Origin of the sequence: Paenibacillus sp. BIC5C1 (assembly GCF_032399705.1) — a bacterium.
GTDB classification, from domain to species: Bacteria; Bacillota; Bacilli; order Paenibacillales; family Paenibacillaceae; genus Paenibacillus; species Paenibacillus taichungensis_A.
In genome coordinates this window covers 5,994,047-6,013,718 of the sequence record NZ_CP135922.1, presented here as the reverse complement: position 1 = coordinate 6,013,718, position 19,672 = coordinate 5,994,047, and the positions used below count along the sequence as shown (strand labels likewise).

Sequence of the window (19,672 nt, the reverse complement as noted above, 5' to 3'; positions counted from 1 at the left end):
TATCGTTAGAACGATTATACGATACTATTGAATAGCAACGTGGATCCAAGCTTTACCTTTCCACGTATATACTTGTACCCATTGACCACCATCGAATCCATCTACAACTTCACCTGTCGTATCGATGACTTGGGAACCCAGTGCACCGATTGGTTTGCCGTTAGGTGCATCATAGAACCATGTGCGCTCCAGCAGGTTAAGCAGCATCGTAGGGACCAGAACCTCATCTCCTGCTTTCACAACAGGCTCATCAAAGATTTTGTCATCCTTTGTTGAAGTTGTTGTTTCAGTAGTCGTTGAAGTACCTTCAGTACCCGTTGTGTCTACTGTTGTGCCAGTTACGGTCTCAGCTGTGCCTTCTACAGTGTCTACAGCAGGTTTGTTCACTTCAACAGCCGGCGTTGTTGTGGTTGCCTGTGTTCCCGTTTCTGGAGCTACCGTTCCGGTAACCGCTTCCTCAGCACCTGCGGCAGCGGCCATGGAACCCATCAATGTCAGAGCAGCAGCAAAACTTACGATTTTTTTCATTTGTTCTTCCTCCTCGGTTAGGTATGTAGTTTGTTGTCCTGTGTTAAAAGTAACCAAGCAAGCTTACTTATGAATCACAAATTATAACAATATTTTCTTGGATTCTCCAGTGTCAACTGGAGCATATGTGGGTATAAGGAGAGCCTGTAAATATCATACTTCGGTGGGAGAAAACCGGGTTGACTATGTCATAATGGTCCTGTTTTTATGATGTAATCGGGGAGAAGCGATGGAATAGACCAGAAGGGAGCGTAATACATAATAGAGATAAGTCGTAATGTGCAGAGGGAAGAATTGTTGCAAAAAAGAGATTAATGAACGCACAAAAGCCTACCGGCTTTTGCAAGCGCGATAGGCTTTTGTATGTATCGAATGCTGTTCATAATTGGGAAGCCCCATTCATCGCATTCGGCTGCGTCCCGTAATCAGGGAGATGACGAACAATACAACAAAGATGAAGAAGAGTACTTTGGCAATCGAAGCAGCTGCCTCAACAATACCGAAGAATCCAAAAATACCTGCAACAAGAGCAATAATTAGAAATAGTACCGACCATTTCAACATGGGTATCATCCTTTCGTTTATAGAACTTTGGTAGCGAGAAGTGTTCGTCTCACTGCCGTGTGTAGTTGTTCTTTAACCGAGGCCTTTCGGGTTGAAACATTGCGATATTTTACCAGGAGGAGTTGTTTTTACAGTTCATATCCTATTTGTTTCGCCTCCGAATGGGTCGGGTAACTAAGCAATAACAAAACCGATTTATACTGGAAAGTGAGGTTCTTTTATGATCTATCAAATTAGTGTGGCTTTAATTGCAATTGCATTTGCAGTGCTTGTATTCTTTTTAATTCGTACCTTGAAGTCCGCTCAGGGTTCACTCGACAATGTGTCACAGACACTGCAGGAAGTTCAGAAGACCATTGATGAACTTAGTTATGAAGTCAAACAGACGGTAAGGCATGCCAATGATATTACAGTTGATGTGCAGCACAAAATGAAACAAATTGATCCCGTTATGGAATCTGTACAAAACCTGGGAGAAGTGCTGAACGAAGTGACGGAAGCAGCCAAGCAGGTGTCATCCACTCTGATGGCCAAGTTCCAGACGAAACGCAGCAGCACTGAACAGAGCAAACATTCAGAAGTAGCGAATGTAGTACAAACACCGCCTGCTACACCGACAGATCGGACACTGCAATCCTATGAAGCTACATATCATGATGATGCCAAGAACGGAAAAAGCTGGCTGAAATATGTAGATGTAGCTGCTAATGTATGGCAACGTATGCGGAAATAGCATGACCGTTTTGTAATCAATAGACGTCTTCAGAGCGGTGATGAACCCAATGAAAGGGTGAGAATCATGATGAAACTACTGCTTGTTATGTTTAGCGTAATTTCTCCCTTTTCCGTTCAACCGGCAGCGGTACCCGCTGCTCATGATATGCAATGGACGGTAGTGGAAGAGGAGACACCAGAGATCATTCTGGCTGCTGATCGATCCGGACCTGTCCAACAATTTCGGACTCTGAATGACATTTCTCTGGATGACAGCGTCGATGATATTTTAGCCAATAAAGGCCAACCGGTTCATAAAGAACATGATCCATATCTAGGTTGCCCTGAGTACCAATTCAAAGATGTAACGGTTGGGTTCTGCGAAGATACAGGATTGGTCAATTATGTGCATATTGATGCTTCCGAGAAACGTCTGAAGCTTAATCAGGAATGGATTGATATGAATATTGAGGCCATTCGAGATGTTTTGGGCAAGCCGTATTATGTAGCAGAGGATGGAGAAGTATTTCTTAGAGGAAGTCAGGCGCTGAAGGTATATATGAAGCCAGGCTCCAATCATATTGAAGGAATAGACCTCTTTGATGAATCGGTTTCCTAGGATTGGTTAATCCAGAAACGTTTCAACCCGATATCGTATGGTTAAATACTAAGTAGCTCGATAAAGAAGATCAATCAGAGGAGAGTGGAAACGATGAATTCAACCAATGCGCAAGCTTATGCAAAAGTGGTAGAAAACGGAGTCCAAGCGGTAGAAGCGGTGAAAGAGTTGCAGATTACCGGGTACCTTGCTGATCATATCTTCGTTCTAGCCCATGAAAAGGATCGTACAGATCGAATTGCCGATACGGCAGATGCCAAAGAGATTGGCATCAAGGAAGAAGGCGTATTTGATTCCTTGGCGAATCTGTTCCGCTCCCGCGGTGATGAACTACGGGCCAAAATTGTTTCGATGGGCTTCACCGAAGCTGAGGCAGATTTTTACGAGAGTGAACTCGATAAAGGCAAAGTACTTGTGATTGCCAAAAAGAAAGAATAGCTTAGCCGATACAAACACGTAAGCTGGAGCCTTCTGAGAATGGACAAGCTTCAGAATTAAGTATTTTGCATCATTCAAAGAGCTTTCAGGTAATGACGCAGAATGCTTAACCAAAAACATAGATAAGGAATGGGGATATCCCCATTCCTTATCTATGTTTTTGCAAGTTTGGAAGCGGGATCAGAACGCAGCAAAAACAGGGTAACAAAGCGGGGGAATTCTCCTGCGATGGTGCCATTTACTGATAGAAGTTTTGTGATAATACGATTATAGTTATACTAGGAATTATTATGTCTACCGCTGTGTTGTATGCGAAATTTGTATAATTAAGGTTGTTATCTGACCTGATAAGAATCGACAAACCCGGACGCCACAGATAAGGAGATAGAAATGAGAATACTTATTGTTGACGACAATCCGACGAATGTCATTATCATTCGAGAAATTCTGAAAAAAGAAAATTATCGTGACATTGTAACGGCAAGTTCTGCTATGGAGATGTTTGAAGTCCTAGGGATTGGTGAGGAAAACAATGAACTTCGTCCCAAGCCGTCGGATATTGACCTGATTTTGCTAGATATGATGATGCCGGAGATGGATGGAATCGAAGCATGCAGTATTGTGCAAAAATTCGAAAATCTCAAGGATATACCTATTATTATGGTAACCGCGATCGGAGATTCCAAGAAATTGGCCGAGGCGCTGGATGCAGGGGCATCCGATTATGTGACCAAACCCATTAACAAAGTCGAACTGATGGCTAGAATCCGTCTTGCGCTTCGTCTGAAGCAGGAGAAGGACTGGCATAAAGAGCGTGATCAGCGGATTCAGGATGAGCTGAAACTTGCGGCGATGGTACAGAATGCTGTGTTAAGTCCGGCTATTGAAGATCCGTTGTTTCACGTCAATGCCATATATAAACCTTCGTTTGAACTTGCGGGTGATTTGTATTCATGGTACCCGCTTGGTGAAGGCAGATATGGAGTCCTGCTGTTGGATATGATGGGGCATGGGATATCTTCATCCCTATTTACCATGTTCATTGCTTCCGTATTGAAAGATACGGTTACAACGTATGTAGACCCGGAGAAGGTTATTCAGGAGCTGAATCGACGCTTTAATCAGTTGCATTTGGAGAAACAGCTGGTGCAGTACTATTTTACAGCGATATATTTGGTCGTAGATACACGAATGAAGCGGATTGATTATGTTAATGCAGGCCATCCGCCAGCACTCTTTTTCCGTCACGACGGAAGTGTGACAACGTTTGACAGCGTCTGCTGTCCTGTAGGCTTGTTCGACAAGATGGATATTGAACCACAGACCATTCACTACGAAGGCGATGGGCACATTGCACTTTATACGGATGGGCTAACAGAAGCCGTTCAGGGCGATCAGGAAACGCAGCAGGCGTTTCTGAAGGAAAAACTGGCGGGTTCCCACCAATGGGATGAAGCGGCCATGCAGGCTTTGTTCTTTGATGATGAAATTCCACAGGAGCGGGATGATGATAAATGTTTGGTGTGGATTACCTTAAATAAAGGGGTCGAAGCTGAATGAAGATCAGAAATAAACTGCTGATTGGCTTTACCGCTCTGATGGCCATCATGATTGTACTTACGTTTGTGAGTTACGAACGGCTGAATAGCAGCAATCAACAGATCGATCAGATGTATCAGGAAAGATACCTCAAAGTCAGATATACTTCTGCTGCACGTGGAGAGGTCAATGATATAGCCAAAGTGCTCGCTAACTTGTTGCTGAATCCCAATAATTCGATTAGTGCCGCAGATGGTGATCTGAAGGAAATGCAGGAAAAGGGCGAACGTTACCTTGAAGAAGTGCGAAATCGGGCGGACAGCGCACCAGAGCATCAACTGGTAGATCGAGTGAATACGGCTTGGGAAGCCTACAATGATTATGCCGCAAAACAGGTCAGTTTTATGTCTCAGAATCGGGCAGAGGATGCCAATAACTACCGGAATTCAACCGGTTTAGCAGTGCAGAAGGAAGCTGTAGACAGCCTGAATGCCCTATCCCGTTACCAGGACCAGGAGATAGATACCGAGATTAAAGATGCGAACGCAGCCTATATGCGCGCGGTACAGATTACAGTAGCCATCATGATTGCCGGATTGCTACTCGCGTTGGGTGTCATTATGTGGGTACTGCCAAGTATTACACGTGGGTTGAATACCGTATCCATGATGATCACCAGCTTTGGCAAAGGCCGTTATCGAACCATTCGCCGCATACAGGTGAAATCTACCGATGAGATTGGTCAGATTGCCAGTGTGTTCAAGGATGTCTCCAGTGATTTGGAAGAGAAACTGGAAGTCGAGAAAGCTTATTTACAAGCACAGCAAGATCAGAACTGGATGAGTTCCAACATTGCCAGAGTTCCAGAGTTGTTGCGGGGTATAGGGTCGATTCGTCAGATCTCGCAGATGTTTATCAGTGAATTCACACCTGTACTTGGAGCTCAACTGGGTGTCGTATACCTGATCGATGAAGAGAAACATCCGGATGAATTGAGACGTTATGGTGCTTATGCGTTTGAAGAGAATGAAGATGTTGGCAAAGAGGTATACCGGATCGGCGAGGGATTAATCGGACAAGCCGCATTGGATATGACGCCTATTATTCTCGAAAAAACCCCAGAAGATTATGTGAACATCGGTTCAGCAACCGGATCATCGCGTGCTTCTGGTGTGATGATCTATCCTGTCGTATTTGAAGATGAACTGATTGGCGTTGTCGAACTGGCATCGTTTGAAGGGTTTACCAATTTGCATACACAGTTGTTCTCGCAGCTGATTATGAATTTGGGCGTTATTCTCAATAACGTTCGTCGTCGTTTGCGAGTGGAGGAACTGCTTCGTGAATCCCAGGCGCTTACTGAGGAATTGCAGGTGCAATCTGAAGAGCTTCAGACGCAACAAGAGGAGTTACGCCGTTCCAATGAGAATTTGGAAGAACAGACGGGAGCCCTCAAACGTTCTGAAGAGCTGTTGCAGCGTCAACAGGAAGAGTTGGAGCACTTCAATACCGAGCTAATTGCGAAGACTCGTGCATTGGAAGAACAGGTGCGAGAAGTGGAAGAGAAAAATGACGAGATTGAGAAAACCAAAACACAGTTGGAACAACAAGCGATGCAATTGTCGATGACGAGCAAGTACAAGTCGGAATTTTTGGCAAATATGTCGCATGAATTGCGCACACCACTTAACAGTCTTTTGATTCTGTCCCAATTGTTATCGGAGAACAAGGATGGAAACCTGAGTGTTAAACAGCAGGAATATGCCCAGACGATCTATATGTCAGGTGCGGATTTGCTGAAAATGATTGATGAAATTTTGGATCTGTCCAAGGTGGATGCGGGCAAAATGGATATCAATTATGAAACGGTGCGGATGGAAGAGCTGACCAGCTTTGTTCAACAGAATTTTGGCCCAATGGCGAATAAAAAAGAACTCAACCTGAACATTGAGTTCGACAGCAATTTGCCGGAATGGGTATACACCGACAGCCATCGCGTCAAACAGATTTTGCGAAATCTGTTGTCGAACGCGTTCAAGTTTACCAACCGGGGATCTGTAAGTCTGATTGGACGGAAAATGAAAACAGAAGAGCTTCCTGGGTACCTGAATACGAACCAGGAATATGTGGGCTTTACCGTTAAGGATACCGGGATTGGAATTCCATCGGACAAAACGGATCTGATCTTTGAAGCATTCCAGCAGGTGGACGGTACAACCAGCCGCAAATATGGCGGAACGGGCTTGGGATTGTCCATAAGCCGCGAACTTGCCCGCCTGCTTGGCGGTGCCATTCAGGTGGAGTCTTCCGAAGGTGTGGGCAGTTGCTTCACCTTGTTCCTGCCGGATAACCACGAAGAGGAAGTTCAGGTGGACGATGCGGCAAGAGAAGCCGCTGCTTCTTCTGAGGTTGAAAAGTCCGGAGGAGATTCACGGACGATGCGTTCAGGCAGACAGACTGTTCTTACGCCTGACCCGGAAAGCAGTTCGTTCTTGGAACTGCCTCAATCCGACTCACCCGTGCCTGTACAATTGGAGGATGATCAGGAGAACCTAGTGGAAGGTGACAAGATTCTCCTCATCATTGAGGACGATGTGAATTTTGCGCACATTTTGATGGATATGGCGAGAGGCAGAGGATTTAAGGCTATTGTGGCGCTTCAGGGAGACAAAGGACTCGAAATGGCCCGTCAATATTTGCCGGATGCGATCATCCTCGATATTCAGTTGCCTGTCATGGATGGCTGGGCAATACTGGGTGAACTGAAAAGCAGCTCGGCGACACGTCATATCCCGGTACATGTTATTTCGGTAATTGATGATATGAAACAAGGTTTGATGATGGGAGCCATTGCATATCTGAAAAAACCTTCCAGTAAAGATTCGCTGGATAAAGCTTTCTCGCATATCGAATCCTATACAGAAAATCAATTGAAACGTCTATTGATTGTGGAAGATGATGAAATACAGCGGAAAGCAATTATTGAACTGATTGGCCATGATGATGTCGCTATCACAGCAGTGTCCACTGGCAGTGAGGCCTTGAATGAATTACACAGCCAACGCTATGACTGCATGGTTCTGGACTTGATGCTGACAGATATGACCGGATTTGAATTGCTTGACCAGATTCGGGATGATCAGTATCTCAATGATCTGCCGATCATTATTTACACAGGTAAAGAGCTGGACAGCAAAGAAGAGATGAAACTTCGCAAATACGCGGAGTCGATTATAATCAAGGACGTGAAGTCACCTGAACGTCTGCTCGATGAGACGACCTTGTTCTTGCATAGGGTAGAAGCTAATCTGCCGGAAGACAAGCGCCGAATTTTGCAGAAGCTGCATAATAAAGAAACCTTGTTTGAAGGTAAGAAAATACTGCTTGTGGATGACGACATCCGTAATGTATTTGCCCTTTCAAGTGTACTTGAAGGCTATCGCATGGATGTCACCTTTGCAGAGAACGGCCGTGAAGCTCTGGAGATATTGGATAAAAACCCAGAAATCGATCTGGTATTAATGGACATGATGATGCCGGAAATGGACGGTTATGAGGCGATGACACGGATCAGACAGATTCCGAAATTCGAGAAATTGCCAATTATCGCCTTGACTGCAAAAGCAATGAAAGATGATCGTGGCAAATGCATAGAGGCTGGAGCATCTGATTATGTAAAAAAACCGATCCAAACGGATCAATTATTATCCTTAATGCGGGTATGGCTGTATTCGTAACCCGATAGTTTGGGTAATGAAAGACAATACATCTATATGCAAGTAACAAATGAAGAAGTGGAGAGAATATATGACACCGTGGGAACCTACCGAGGCGGAGGCAGAATCGATCCGCATGCCGCAAGATGAAGAGCGTGAACTGATCGAGATCGAATTGCTGTTGGAAGGTATGCACCGTTTATATGGATATGATTTCAGGAACTACGCGTTACCGTCTTTAAGACGCAGAATCTGGCATTATGTACATGCCGAGGGGCTAAAGACCATTTCCGGTTTACAGGAGAAGGTGCTTCATGACCGTTCTGTATTTGATCGTTTTGTACAGAATTTGTCCATCCCTGTAACGGAAATGTTTCGTGATCCAACCTTGTTTCGGTTCTTCCGGGAACAGATTATACCTGTACTGAGAACTTATCCATATATCCGGATATGGCATGCTGGCTGTTCTACAGGAGAAGAAGTCTATTCCATGGCGATCATGCTGCATGAGGAAGGACTTTATGACAAGGCAAGAATATATGCAACAGATATGAATGATCGCTCATTGCAGCAGGCCAAGGAAGGCGTATATGGCATTGAGAAAATGAAATTATATACTACTAATTATCTGGAAGCCGGGGGCACCCGCGCATTTTCGGAATATTACACCGCGAAATATAATTCCGTTATATTTCATCCTTATCTACGGAAAAATATTATTTTTGCCGAACATAACTTGGCAACAGACCGGTCATTTAACGAGTTTAATGTAATCTTTTGCCGCAATGTCATGATTTATTTCAATGATGAACTGCGGAACCATGTACATGGACTTTTCCATGAAAGCTTGAGCCACTTCGGCATCCTTGTTCTGGGGTCCAAAGAATCGATACATTTTACGGAATACAGCGATGCCTACGAGCCGTTAGACCGGACGGAAAAAATATACCGGAAGATTAAATAGGGGGTTAGGCTTAGTCATGGGGCTCAATGAACCAATCCACATATTATTGGTAGATGACCGCCCCGAGAACCTGCTCGCTCTCGAAGCGGTTCTGGAATCGGAACAGTACAAGCTCGTCAAGGCAACCTCCGGGGAAGAGGCACTTCGCTGTTTGCTGAAAGACGAATTTGCGGTCATTGTACTGGATGTGCAGATGCCTGGCATGGACGGAATTGAGACAGCAAAACTAATCAAGGCGCGTGACAAGTCCAAAGACGTGCCGATCATCTTCATCTCTGCAAATAGCAGAGAAGCAGAGCACTTATTTGCAGGTTATTCCGCAGGGGCCATTGATTATATGGTCAAGCCGTTTATCCCTCAGATTTTGAAATCCAAAATCGAGGGCTTTGTAGAAATGTTTATCACGAATAAACGTTTGAAAACACAGACGATGCTGCTGCATCAGAAGACACAGGAATTGGAGAAAATGAACCAGCAGCTCGTTCAGGCCAAAGAGGAAGCGGAAATTGCTGCAAACGCGAAGACCGAGTTTCTTGCCATGATGAGTCATGAGATTCGTACGCCGATGAATGGCGTTATCGGTATGGTTGATCTGTTGATGGAAACGGATCTGAAAGAAGATCAGAAGGAATACGCGGACATTGTACGTCGCAGTGCCGATGCACTCGTTACCGTGATTAACGATATCCTTGATTTCACCAAGATGGAATCCGGCAAAATGGAGCTGGAAGAGCATCCGTTCGAACTTGTTTCCTGCATTCGTGAAGTACTGAGACTCTTCGCGGTTGAAGCTGGCAAAAAGAATATTGAGCTGGAATATTTCCTGGAAGATTCGGTACCCGAACTGATCTATGGAGATATGGCAAGGCTGCGCCAGGTTTTATTGAATCTGATTGCCAATGCCATCAAGTTCACGGACCACGGTGGCGTGTATCTAATCGTATCCGTTAATGAGGAAAAAGACGGACGAATGACGCTGGAGTTTGCTGTAAAAGATACAGGAATAGGTATAGCGCCAGACAAAGTAGATCGTCTATTCCAGCCGTTTTCCCAACTGGATACATCCATGACGCGTAAGTATGGTGGAACCGGACTGGGGCTTGCTATATGCAAAACGCTCGTTGAAATGATGGGTGGAAAGATATATCTGGATACGTCGGAGATGCGTGGTGCTACGTTTGTATTTACCATTCAGGCGCAGCGGTATGTTGAGACTGAGCTGACGACAGGTATGGGGGAAGATCAGCTTACGGACATTAAAAAAAATTATGAAATGCATCCAAGCGTATTAATCGTTGATGATCACCCTATTAATCAGAAACTAATGTCTATTATGCTGGGCAAGCTTGGACTCGTCGCAGATATCGCCGAAGATGGCAAGACGGCGCTGGAGATGGTTTTGGCGAACCGTAACTATGATTATATATTTATGGATTTGCAAATGCCCGTGATGGATGGATTGGAGTGTACTCGCAGAATTCGTGAGAGCCTTCCTCAAGACCAGCAGCCGGTTATTGTAGCAATGACCGCTAATGTCATGGATGGTATTCAGCAGCGATGTTCCACTGTCGGTATGGACGATTACATCAGTAAACCTGTGAAAATGGGCAATGTGAAACAGAAGTTGTCCCGATTTCAGGAAGAAAGGCAAGGGTTCAAAACCAACGCATCAGCCATAAATCAGGCCAATTGAAATATTTGCTAATTCGATTACTGTTTCATATGTGCTGTAGATGGGTTATTAGGTAAAGAAACCATTGATCAGGAGAGAGATGTCTAATGAATACAAATAAGAATGAAAAATTCAATGCAAGAACAGAAACACATGACGGCGTGTGCACGGTGTATCTGACTGGCGAACTGGATTTGTCAGTTGCTCCTGAATTCCGTTTGGTAATGGAGCCGCTTGTGGACAACAAGGAACAAGATTTGATCATTAACATGCAAGACTTGAAGTACATCGATAGTACAGGGATTGGTATCCTGTTATCTGTTCTGAAAGCACGGCATGGAATGGAAGCTCGCTTTGAAGTACAGGAAGTTCCTGCGCAAATTCAGAAACTTTTTGATATGACGGGTATTGCCAAATTCTTTGTCTCACAGAAGAATTCCCAATAGGAAAGGATCGAAAAAGGAATGAATGCAGAAGTTCAAAGAGTCACCCTTAATTTACCGGCGACAGCTGATTACGTTGATATTGTAAGACTCAATCTTTATGGTGTTGCGTCCAAAATGGGATTTTCTTATGAGGACATTGAGGATATGAAGGTTGCTGTATCCGAAGCCTGTAATAACTCTGTACTGTATGCTTACTCACACGAAGGCGGCATGGTCGAGGTTGTGTTCGAAGTGGATAATGACACGCTGGCTATTACCGTCAAAGATGAAGGAGCCAGCTTCGAGAACATTAATCCCGCGGTATCCCGTGCAGGCCTTCACGACAAAGAGCTGACAGATGCCCAAATCGGTGGACTTGGTTTCTACCTGATGCAAGCTCTGATGGACGATGTCAGTGTGGAAAGTGAGACGGGCAAAGGTACGAAAGTAGTACTCGTAAAACGTCTTGCAAGAAGTGAGGAGAAAGTATGAATGAAAAAGTGACTCCCCCAGAGTCCATGTCTGAAGCAATAGGTTTGATCTGGGAATACCAGCAAACCCAGGATAACGAAATTGCAACAGTTCTTATCCGCAAATATGAACCGATGGTGAAGATGGCAGCGGGTAAAATTGCTCGGAATCGACCCGATCTGTATGAGGATTTGTATCAGACCGGGCAGATGGCCCTAATTCGTTTGCTTAAGCAATACGATATCAATCTGGGTATTCCGTTTGAACCTTATGCCATGAAGAGCATGATCGGTCATATGAAGAATTATTTAAGGGACAAGTCCTGGTACATTCAGGTGCCCCGTAGAATTAAGGAAAAGGGAGCACTTGTCCAGCATGCTATCGATGAATTAACAGTGAAGCTGGAGCGTTCACCAGGTGTGAACGAGATTGCTGAATATCTGGACTTAACCCCTGAAGAAACCATCGAAGTCTTGGCTGGTCGGGAATGTTATCACTATGTGTCACTGGATTCTCCACTATCACAGGATGAGAGTGCAGCCACTTTAGGCGAACTGATCAGTTCTGATGTGAATGACTTCGATTCGGTTGAGAAGCGGATGGACTTGCAGCAGGCATTGGGACAATTGAAGGAACAGGAACAAAAAGTGCTTATTTTGGCATTTCAGGATGGTCAGTCGCAACGGGCAATTGCTCAAAAATTGGGAGTCTCCCAAATGAGTGTATCCCGTATCCAGAAGCGAGCCACTGAGAAATTAAAACAGATTATGTCGAATGCCTCATTATTATGAGATGTAGATCGGTGACGATATTGAGCACGGCATAGAGAAGGACACGTGATTCCAATGGAATGCATACGTGTCCTTTTTTGGATCAATGATTTTATAATGAACAGTATGAATGCAGGAGTGGATGTTTGTGATTGTGGATAAAGTCAAGCTGGAAGCGCGTCGGGAAAAACTTACATACTCGGACCATTGGGAATGGTGGGATTGGGTGGCACCTGATCAGGAGAGTATGGCTGATGCCTTGGAGGAACTAACGAGCGCATTTCCGGAAATGCAGTACTGGCTTCACAAAATACCAGAGGTAGAGTCCAACTACCTGTCCGTCCGCTTCATAAACGGAACGGAGCCCGTGATATTCGGGTCATTATTATATGCGGTCAAAAATGAAAGAAACGATCAACGTAAAGATAATCAGATGTTTTTCTATGTAGATCAAGAAAGACTGGTTACCCTGAATGTAGACGACAATACCAGAGGTATTATGAATACAGGCGAACGTGCAGCCATGTTACAACAATGCAGTGAAGCAAGGGACGGCATGTTTGTGCTCTTTCGTGCGATATTGCATTATTACCATGTAGGTATGGATCATTTTGAGATGAATCTGAGGGAATTGGAGCGGACGATGGAATCCCGCAATGCTCGCACGTTGATGGATCAGATACTTGCGGCCAGATTTGAGCTGTTGTATTGGAGCAATCTGTTCATTCCGTATTCCGAGTTGATGGCTGCCGCCAGGGAAGCCTATCTGGATGAAATGAAAGAGAATCGCTTTTTCCAGCAGCTTCAGCACCGGATCGAACGGATGGAGCGTTTGTTCAAACATTATGAGACAGAGATTGATACACTGATCTCCATTGATAATGCCATTTCAGGAGTGCGGGGCAATGAGATTATGAAGACGCTGACCCTTGTAACCTCTGTATTCACACCCGCAACGGCTGCAGGAGCCATCTGGGGAATGAACTTCGAAAATCTGCCTTGGATCAACAAAACATGGGGTGTTGTACTCGTCCTTGCACTCATAATCATTAGCATGATCGGCATGTATGTATGGATGATGATGAAAGGTTGGACAGGGGATCTGCTCAAAGTGAAGTCTTCTCAGCCGTCGGCCAAAGAAACAGAGAAGCGTGACAATGGCAAACGAAGGCGCTGACTTTGCAAACCTCACCCTGTGCTTTTTATTTTTTGTAATCTTCAATGTATCCCAGTAAGTCAGCAATATATTGTCCCACAATTGGCATGTTTACGAATTGACTGAGAATAAAAGCGAGCAGACCAAGAACGACAAAGGTTCCTACCGTCAGACCCAGACCACGTGCCATACCAGCGGTGAAGTTGGTAATGATACGTTTTTTGGGACTGCTATAGTTTTCGATAATATCCTTGATTTGAGATTTTTCCAGACTGTCTGCAATCTGATCCAGCCGTGTGTTCAGACGTTTGACTTCATGACGCAATTCAAAAGGGTGTTCGCTGGTATCATACTGTTGTGCGGGTTTTGACCCGGTAATGGGCGTATTGCCGTTCATTGTGATTTTACTCATGTTCTTCCTCCTTTAATCTCACCGTGGATAAAAAATAGCCAGCTGGAATACAGCTGGCTATTGGTCACTCGATCAATAAGCCTTACAGGCTGGTCGAGTTTATTTCTTTACGTGCATCTTCCTTGGCTTCTACGGAAGCAGCAGCCACTTCTTCTGAAGCTTTAGAAGCCTCATTGGCCACGTCAGCGGAAGCCTTTCTCACGGAGTCCATAACGTCATTGCGTCCTTGGTTTACCGTTTTTGCAATATCAGAAGTTTTGGAAGAGACCGTTTTAGCCAGTTCGGAAGCTTTATCACCAACAACTGCTGCAACTTCTTTTGTGCGATCTGTAACGATGCCCACCTTCTCAGAAAGATCACCACGCAATTCGCGTCCTGGTTTAGGGGCAAAAAGTAGTGCCGCAGCTGCTCCCAGCAAACCTCCGATGAAAATTCCTTTTGCGAAAGTGGAACCGCTTTGTACAGGATATTGTTCTTCTGCTTTATTCATGTCAAATCACTCCTTCTTCAAATTTAAGAAACGGATACGAAACAACGAACACCTTGTTGGACCGATCAGGCAGCCTGTCTGAACAGTCTGGACACAAGCCCCAGCAAAAAGACAAAGACTGCTGTTCCAATGATGGCAGGAATTACGGCAAAGTTACCGATGACCGGTCCCCAGTTACCAAGCAAGAGTGCTCCCAGCCAGGCTCCGGCAAATCCGGCAACCATTGCACCGATGATTCCTCCAGGCATGTTATGACCGGCAAGTGCATCACCGATTACACCGATAATGACTGCCATCACAATGCTGATAATGATACCCCACATAACAACCGCCTCCTTATGCTTAATGTAGGATGGTGTCTGTTCGCGTTTGCTTACTTCGTATATAAACGCCGTGCTTCCAGGTGAAACAATCAATGTAAAGAGATCCATACTGGAAATTATAGGATAGTGCAATTCAGACGGAACGTTGAATCCCTTTAATCATACAGAAGATCCAAGCCAGTCCAGCAGCAAATCCGGTGAAAACGTCGGTTGGAAAATGTACACCCAGCATGATACGGCTGAGGCCGACCAGGAATATAAATGTGATTCCGCAAAGGACAGGCAGTGCAACTCCAGACATACGTTGATGTCGTTCAATCGCCCAGATGACAAAGAGCATGCCATAAAACCCCATCGAGATCATCGCATGACCACTTGGAAAACTATATCCGTGAACAACGAGCAGATGTTCCAGATCAGGTCTACTGCGCCTGAATATTTCCTTCAATAAGGTGTTGAGGATCCACATCATGGCAAAACTGTTGAGTAACGCATAACCATATATGAGGAAACGGGGACGACGCTGCCACAAGAAAAGAAATGAAAAACCGATAGCTGCGATGGCAGAAAGTCTGAAAGAACCGAGCGCAGTAATGAATGAAATGAAAGGCAGCAGATAAAGACGTGAATCCGAGTTTAGATAAAACAACTGTTGGATACGATCATCCAATGAAAGGATAACTTCGTTACCCAGTAACTCTCCGAGGGTCGCCAGTAAGAAGACGACCGATACGCTGGCTATAATTCCAACACCTGCCCAGTTGAGCAGCGGACGTACCGAAGTTTTACGAGCTGACCCGGAGGTGGGTAAATGCGTTTTGCGCAGCATAAATGAGTATCTCCTTCAGTGAGGGTAGTAGGTAGATAAAGATTGATAAAGGATTACCCGAAATGTCTGTCGAAAAAACTGTAAAAACGTCGCTTTTGTACTATACTATTTAAGATATCCCATGCGGCGTCGTGACGCAAAGCAGAGATGAATTCGGGAGTATAAAGGAGAGAACTCGCATGGAGAGTGCCCTGTTAATTAAAGAATACCGTGCGGGCGTTATGGAATGCGCCCATTACGGACACATAAGCATTACGGATGAGAACGGCAATGTTGTATATTCTGCCGGCGATCCTCATTTTAGAGCGTTTACCCGTTCGTCCGCCAAACCTTTTCAGGCTATTCCGGGAATTCGTGCCGGTATTGCCGGGCATTATGGTCTGACAGCTCAGGAGATTGCCATTATGTCTTCCTCGCATCGTTCGGAGCCGATGCATATTCAGGTGCTGGAGCAGATAGAAAGCAAAATAGGATTGGGGGAAGAGTGCTTGATTTGCGCACCGAGTTATCCCCTAAATGAAGAAAGCCGGAATCAATGGCTGCGTGCTCAAGGAGAGAAGCGTCGTATTCTCCACAACTGCTCCGGTAAACATCTGGGTATTCTCGCATACACTCAGATGAAACAGGCCGATTTGGGAAGTTATGCAGAACCAGAGCATCCGGTGCAGCGTGAAATTCTTGAGACCATGGCCTATATGGCAGGAATTGAACAGAAAGAGATTGAACTTGGGACGGATGGCTGCGGCTTTCCGGTATTTTCGTTGCCATTATCGGCATTGTCAAACGCATATCTGAAGCTGGCTTGCCCGGATTTGATCGAGGACCCATCTACACGTTCGGCGGTAGAGACCATTACCGGAGCCATGAACGAATATCCGTTAATGGTAGGAGGAACGCAGCGTGTGGATTCCGTGCTGCTTGAAGACAGCAACATTGTAGCCAAAGGTGGCTTCAAGGGTGTGTTTGGTTTTGCCCTGAAAAAGGAACGCCTCGGAATTACGTTCAAAGTGCTTGATGGTTCGGAAGAAGAATGGGCCTATATTGCCCAATCCATTCTGGAGCAGATCGGATATAGCAATCGAAAAACCATTGAACGACTGGCAGAAGTATATCCTCCTGACATTCGGAACGACGCTGGTAAAGTCGTAGGGCGGGCAGAGAGCGAATTCAAGCTTCACTCACCTGAAGAAAGCGTATAACCACATGTAAGGGGCGTGATTAGAATTCCCGGACCACGGGTAAAGATGACATACCAACTGGTATTGATCTATAGAATTCTAAATATACACGCAAGAACTGCTGTGATCGTGCAGCAGCTCTAAACCCTTTGGAGGTGGATGAACATGATTAAAGTAGTGACATCGGAAGAAAGGCACACGTCGGATCGAGGTTGGATACACAGTGAATTCAGCTTTTCCTTTGCGGACTATGATGATCCAAGCAATGCCCATTTTGGTTGTCTTTTGGCTCATAATGACAACACACTGATGCCGCAGGAAGGCTTTAAGCGACATCCACATCATGACCTGGAGATTGTTAGTTATGTAATATCAGGTACGTTGAAACATACGGACAGCATGGGAACGGAGCAATTGTTGGAACCGGGAACGGTTCAGGTCATGAGTGCAGGTACCGGGGTAGAGCATTCAGAGACTAACCCGTCCGAGGATGAACCTGTACGCTTCCTACAGATGTGGTTTCTACCATCCCAGCGCATGTTGAAGCCCTCGTATACTAATCGTCGTGTAGAGGCTCAGGAGCATCTGAACCGTCTTTGTCCGATTGTATCGGGGCAAGGGGGAGAAGGAGCAGAGGGAGCAGAGGGAACATTGCCTATTTCACAGGATGTAACTTGCTATCTATCCCATCTGGAATCCGGTCAAAAATTAATGTACCCTCAACATGAAGATAGGCGTACACATCTCTTCCTGATTAGTGGCCATATCGAGATTGTATGTTCAGATGGCAGCTTCAATCTCAAGCCGGGTGATGCTGCACGAATCCGTAAAAGCTGTGATCTGCAAATTACAGGTACAGGCAGCGAGACTGCTGAATTTGTATTGGTGGATTTGCCTTGACGAAAAAACAAACGTAAGAGGACCTGTCTCCACTTTAATGTGGAGAACAGGTCCTCTTTTCCATGGGCAATATCGCCCTAGGATTTGCGGAGATTACCCAGTTCGGAAGCCACAGCTTCCACTTCAGAGATACTCAGATGTTCCTTACTCAGGACCATCTCATACAGGTCAAACAAATCTTCATACTTGTCGAGTGGGAAAGCCGAAGCCTGCATGGCAGCTCCACTGGCCATCCGCAGCTTCGTTTTGATCGCTTCAATCATATATTCCATGTTGGCTGCGCTTGCTTGCGTTAAATCCATCGTTATGTCCATCCCTTCCGTATCGGAAACTGTTGTCATTGTATCATGATTGGACAGGCCCAGGCCAATGCTTTTGCGGCGAATTCGAGCATCGGGTAAAATGAGGAATATAACAATAGAGCCTCAGGTAGGGAGCACAAGTGGAAAGGAGGTAATTAGATTGGCAACATATAAGCGGGAATTAGTTCGTCATCAAAGTAGGGAAGCCCGCCAAAATGTGCAGGGAGAAGACCTGGTATTATTTTTCAAGCACATCTATAAGCTTCATTCACCGGATGAAATCACCTTTGTCTGTATCGGGACGGACCGATCCACCGGAGATGCACTGGGCCCATTGACAGGCAGTCTGCTGCAGGAGGCCGGAGTGAATCACGTTGTAGGGACGCTGGCTTCTCCTTGTGATGCTGATACGCTGGAGAAGAGGCTGGCGCTTGTCCCGTCACATCACGCCATCATTGCCATAGATGCTTGTCTGGGTCCAAAACAGGCAACTGGTACATACTATCTTGCGGAACATCCACTTATTCCGGCAAAATCGGTTGGCGGCAAGCTGCCACCGGTTGGTCACTACAGCGTGGCTGCTGTAGTGAATGCTAATGGACCGAGACCTTATTCCATTCTACAGATGACCTCGCTTCATTTCGTTATGGGCATGTCCCGAACGATTGCAGAGGCGGTCGCCGAAGCAGTGAAATACAGATAAACGTTTCATTAATGATATGCAGGCTTAATAATATACAACTTGAATTAATTTAATTCGCGCAGAGAGAGGGATTTATATGGAAAAAGTGATGTGTGACGGAACGACGATTTGTTATGCCGAACAGGGTAAGGGAGAAGCACTCATTTTGCTCCACGGATACTGCGGCAGTTCATCCTACTGGGATGAAGTAGTGCCTGAGCTTGCACGCAGCTATCGTTGCATCGTACCCGATCTGCGTGGACATGGCAAAACGGACGCGCCTGTAGGTAGTTATACCATTGATCAGATGGGCAATGACGTATTGCAATTAATGGACGAGCTAAAGGTGGAGAAGGCTGTCCTGCTTGGACACTCCATGGGCGGATATATCGCACTTTCTATCGCACAGCGCCACCCAGAACGATTGAATGCCTTCGGCTTGATTCATTCCACAGCGTATCCCGATAGTGAAGAGGGCAAGGAAAAACGCCTTCGCGCAGTATCCACCATTCAGACGGAAGGGATTGTTCACTTTGTAGATGGGCTGGTTCCCGGTTTGTTTGCACCAGAACATGTGGAATCGCTATCGACGCAAGTGACACGTGTGAAGGAAATTGGTTACCAGACAGCGCCGCAAGGGGCAACCGGAGCTGCACTGGCTATGCGTGAACGCCCGGACCGCCGTGATGTATTATCAGCTACACCGCTTCCGGTCCTACTGGTTGCCGGCGAGAAGGATGCTGTCATTCCACCGGAACGGACATTCACAAGTGACAAGCCACATATTACACAAGCCGTGATTCCTGGAGCAGGACATATGAGCATGTATGAAGCTCCGGAAGAATTAATTCAGGTCATTAAACAATTTTTGACGGGATTATCGAAGTAATAATGGAGCATGAATAGATTATCGGATGATTTCGCCTCCTTGGCGGAGCGCCGGTACCTTGCTAAACCCCTGCAACGTTCGCTCAAGAACG

General features: G+C 45.5%; 22 protein-coding genes. 15 read left to right on the top strand and 7 right to left on the bottom strand.

Features of this window, described 5'->3' with window-relative positions; all coding sequences use genetic code 11:
• Positions 1-24: 24 nt before the first annotated feature.
• Positions 25-528, bottom strand: a complete 504-nt coding sequence (locus tag RS891_RS27020) for a hypothetical protein (protein ID WP_113055387.1) — start codon at positions 526-528, stop codon at positions 25-27.
• A gap of 399 nt (positions 529-927) precedes the next feature.
• The gene (locus RS891_RS27015) at positions 928-1,092 is read right to left on the bottom strand and encodes a DUF1328 domain-containing protein (protein ID WP_017692264.1); all 165 of its coding nucleotides are present in this window, start codon (positions 1,090-1,092) and stop codon (positions 928-930) included.
• 220 nt (positions 1,093-1,312) lie between these two features.
• On the opposite strand from RS891_RS27015, the gene RS891_RS27010 reads away from it, so the two are divergent.
• From RS891_RS27010 to RS891_RS26960, 11 genes are all read left to right on the top strand, one after another.
• Positions 1,313-1,825 carry a DUF948 domain-containing protein gene (locus tag RS891_RS27010; protein WP_113055386.1) on the top strand — a complete coding sequence of 171 codons (513 nt, stop codon included), beginning with the start codon at positions 1,313-1,315 and terminating at the stop codon, positions 1,823-1,825.
• A gap of 66 nt (positions 1,826-1,891) precedes the next feature.
• Complete coding sequence (locus tag RS891_RS27005; RefSeq protein WP_113055385.1) at positions 1,892-2,425, top strand: hypothetical protein; 534 nt, start codon at positions 1,892-1,894, stop codon at positions 2,423-2,425.
• Positions 2,426-2,518: 93 nt separating this feature from the next.
• Positions 2,519-2,863: a YflT domain-containing protein gene (locus tag RS891_RS27000; RefSeq protein ID WP_064640589.1), complete on the top strand. Its 345-nt coding sequence runs from the start codon at positions 2,519-2,521 to the stop codon at positions 2,861-2,863.
• Between the two features lie 390 nt (positions 2,864-3,253).
• Positions 3,254-4,423, top strand: a complete 1,170-nt coding sequence (locus RS891_RS26995) for a PP2C family protein-serine/threonine phosphatase (RefSeq protein WP_113055384.1) — start codon at positions 3,254-3,256, stop codon at positions 4,421-4,423.
• The gene (locus RS891_RS26990; protein ID WP_315793660.1) at positions 4,420-8,139 is read left to right on the top strand and encodes a response regulator; all 3,720 of its coding nucleotides are present in this window, start codon (positions 4,420-4,422) and stop codon (positions 8,137-8,139) included. The genes RS891_RS26995 and RS891_RS26990 overlap by 4 nt, the downstream gene beginning before the upstream one ends.
• Positions 8,140-8,209: 70 nt before the next feature.
• Positions 8,210-9,082, top strand: coding sequence for a CheR family methyltransferase (locus tag RS891_RS26985; protein ID WP_181586718.1), 873 nt, complete (start codon positions 8,210-8,212; stop codon positions 9,080-9,082).
• 16 nt (positions 9,083-9,098) lie between these two features.
• Positions 9,099-10,775 carry a response regulator gene (locus RS891_RS26980; protein ID WP_315793659.1) on the top strand — a complete coding sequence of 559 codons (1,677 nt, stop codon included), beginning with the start codon at positions 9,099-9,101 and terminating at the stop codon, positions 10,773-10,775.
• Positions 10,776-10,861: 86 nt separating this feature from the next.
• Positions 10,862-11,200 (top strand): STAS domain-containing protein, encoded by a 339-nt coding sequence (locus tag RS891_RS26975; RefSeq protein ID WP_053778980.1) that lies wholly within the window; start codon positions 10,862-10,864, stop codon positions 11,198-11,200.
• Between the two features lie 18 nt (positions 11,201-11,218).
• Positions 11,219-11,671 (top strand): anti-sigma B factor RsbW, encoded by a 453-nt coding sequence (rsbW, locus tag RS891_RS26970; protein ID WP_063566601.1) that lies wholly within the window; start codon positions 11,219-11,221, stop codon positions 11,669-11,671.
• A complete protein-coding gene (locus RS891_RS26965; protein WP_024631358.1) occupies positions 11,668-12,441 on the top strand; it encodes a sigma-70 family RNA polymerase sigma factor in 774 nt (257 codons plus the stop codon). Before rsbW ends, RS891_RS26965 begins: the two co-directional genes overlap by 4 nt.
• A 127-nt stretch (positions 12,442-12,568) precedes the next feature.
• A complete protein-coding gene (locus RS891_RS26960) occupies positions 12,569-13,597 on the top strand; it encodes a magnesium transporter CorA family protein (protein ID WP_315793658.1) in 1,029 nt (342 codons plus the stop codon).
• Positions 13,598-13,622: 25 nt separating this feature from the next.
• Here the strand turns inward: RS891_RS26960 and RS891_RS26955 are convergent, their stop codons facing one another.
• From RS891_RS26955 to RS891_RS26940, 4 genes are all read right to left on the bottom strand, one after another.
• Positions 13,623-13,988 carry a DUF5665 domain-containing protein gene (locus RS891_RS26955; RefSeq protein ID WP_113055381.1) on the bottom strand — a complete coding sequence of 122 codons (366 nt, stop codon included), beginning with the start codon at positions 13,986-13,988 and terminating at the stop codon, positions 13,623-13,625.
• An 82-nt stretch (positions 13,989-14,070) separates the two neighbouring features.
• Positions 14,071-14,478 carry a YtxH domain-containing protein gene (locus tag RS891_RS26950; protein ID WP_315793657.1) on the bottom strand — a complete coding sequence of 136 codons (408 nt, stop codon included), beginning with the start codon at positions 14,476-14,478 and terminating at the stop codon, positions 14,071-14,073.
• A 65-nt stretch (positions 14,479-14,543) separates the two neighbouring features.
• A complete protein-coding gene (locus RS891_RS26945) occupies positions 14,544-14,801 on the bottom strand; it encodes a GlsB/YeaQ/YmgE family stress response membrane protein (protein ID WP_063566604.1) in 258 nt (85 codons plus the stop codon).
• Between the two features lie 133 nt (positions 14,802-14,934).
• The gene (locus RS891_RS26940) at positions 14,935-15,630 is read right to left on the bottom strand and encodes a phosphatase PAP2 family protein (protein ID WP_315793656.1); all 696 of its coding nucleotides are present in this window, start codon (positions 15,628-15,630) and stop codon (positions 14,935-14,937) included.
• 179 nt (positions 15,631-15,809) lie between these two features.
• Between RS891_RS26940 and RS891_RS26935 the strand changes: the two genes are divergently transcribed.
• Both RS891_RS26935 and RS891_RS26930 read left to right on the top strand, forming a co-directional pair.
• Positions 15,810-16,829, top strand: a complete 1,020-nt coding sequence (locus tag RS891_RS26935) for an asparaginase (RefSeq protein WP_315793655.1) — start codon at positions 15,810-15,812, stop codon at positions 16,827-16,829.
• A gap of 144 nt (positions 16,830-16,973) precedes the next feature.
• Positions 16,974-17,708, top strand: a complete 735-nt coding sequence (locus tag RS891_RS26930; RefSeq protein WP_315793654.1) for a pirin family protein — start codon at positions 16,974-16,976, stop codon at positions 17,706-17,708.
• A gap of 77 nt (positions 17,709-17,785) precedes the next feature.
• Here the strand turns inward: RS891_RS26930 and RS891_RS26925 are convergent, their stop codons facing one another.
• A complete protein-coding gene (locus tag RS891_RS26925) occupies positions 17,786-18,010 on the bottom strand; it encodes a DUF1128 domain-containing protein (protein ID WP_113055376.1) in 225 nt (74 codons plus the stop codon).
• 160 nt (positions 18,011-18,170) lie between these two features.
• Here RS891_RS26925 and yyaC point away from each other — a divergent pair, with 160 nt between their 5' ends.
• Together yyaC and RS891_RS26915 are read left to right on the top strand one after the other, a co-directional pair.
• A complete protein-coding gene (yyaC, locus tag RS891_RS26920; protein ID WP_258530784.1) occupies positions 18,171-18,713 on the top strand; it encodes a spore protease YyaC in 543 nt (180 codons plus the stop codon).
• Between the two features lie 76 nt (positions 18,714-18,789).
• Positions 18,790-19,581: an alpha/beta fold hydrolase gene (locus RS891_RS26915; protein ID WP_113055375.1), complete on the top strand. Its 792-nt coding sequence runs from the start codon at positions 18,790-18,792 to the stop codon at positions 19,579-19,581.
• Positions 19,582-19,672 lie beyond the last annotated feature (91 nt).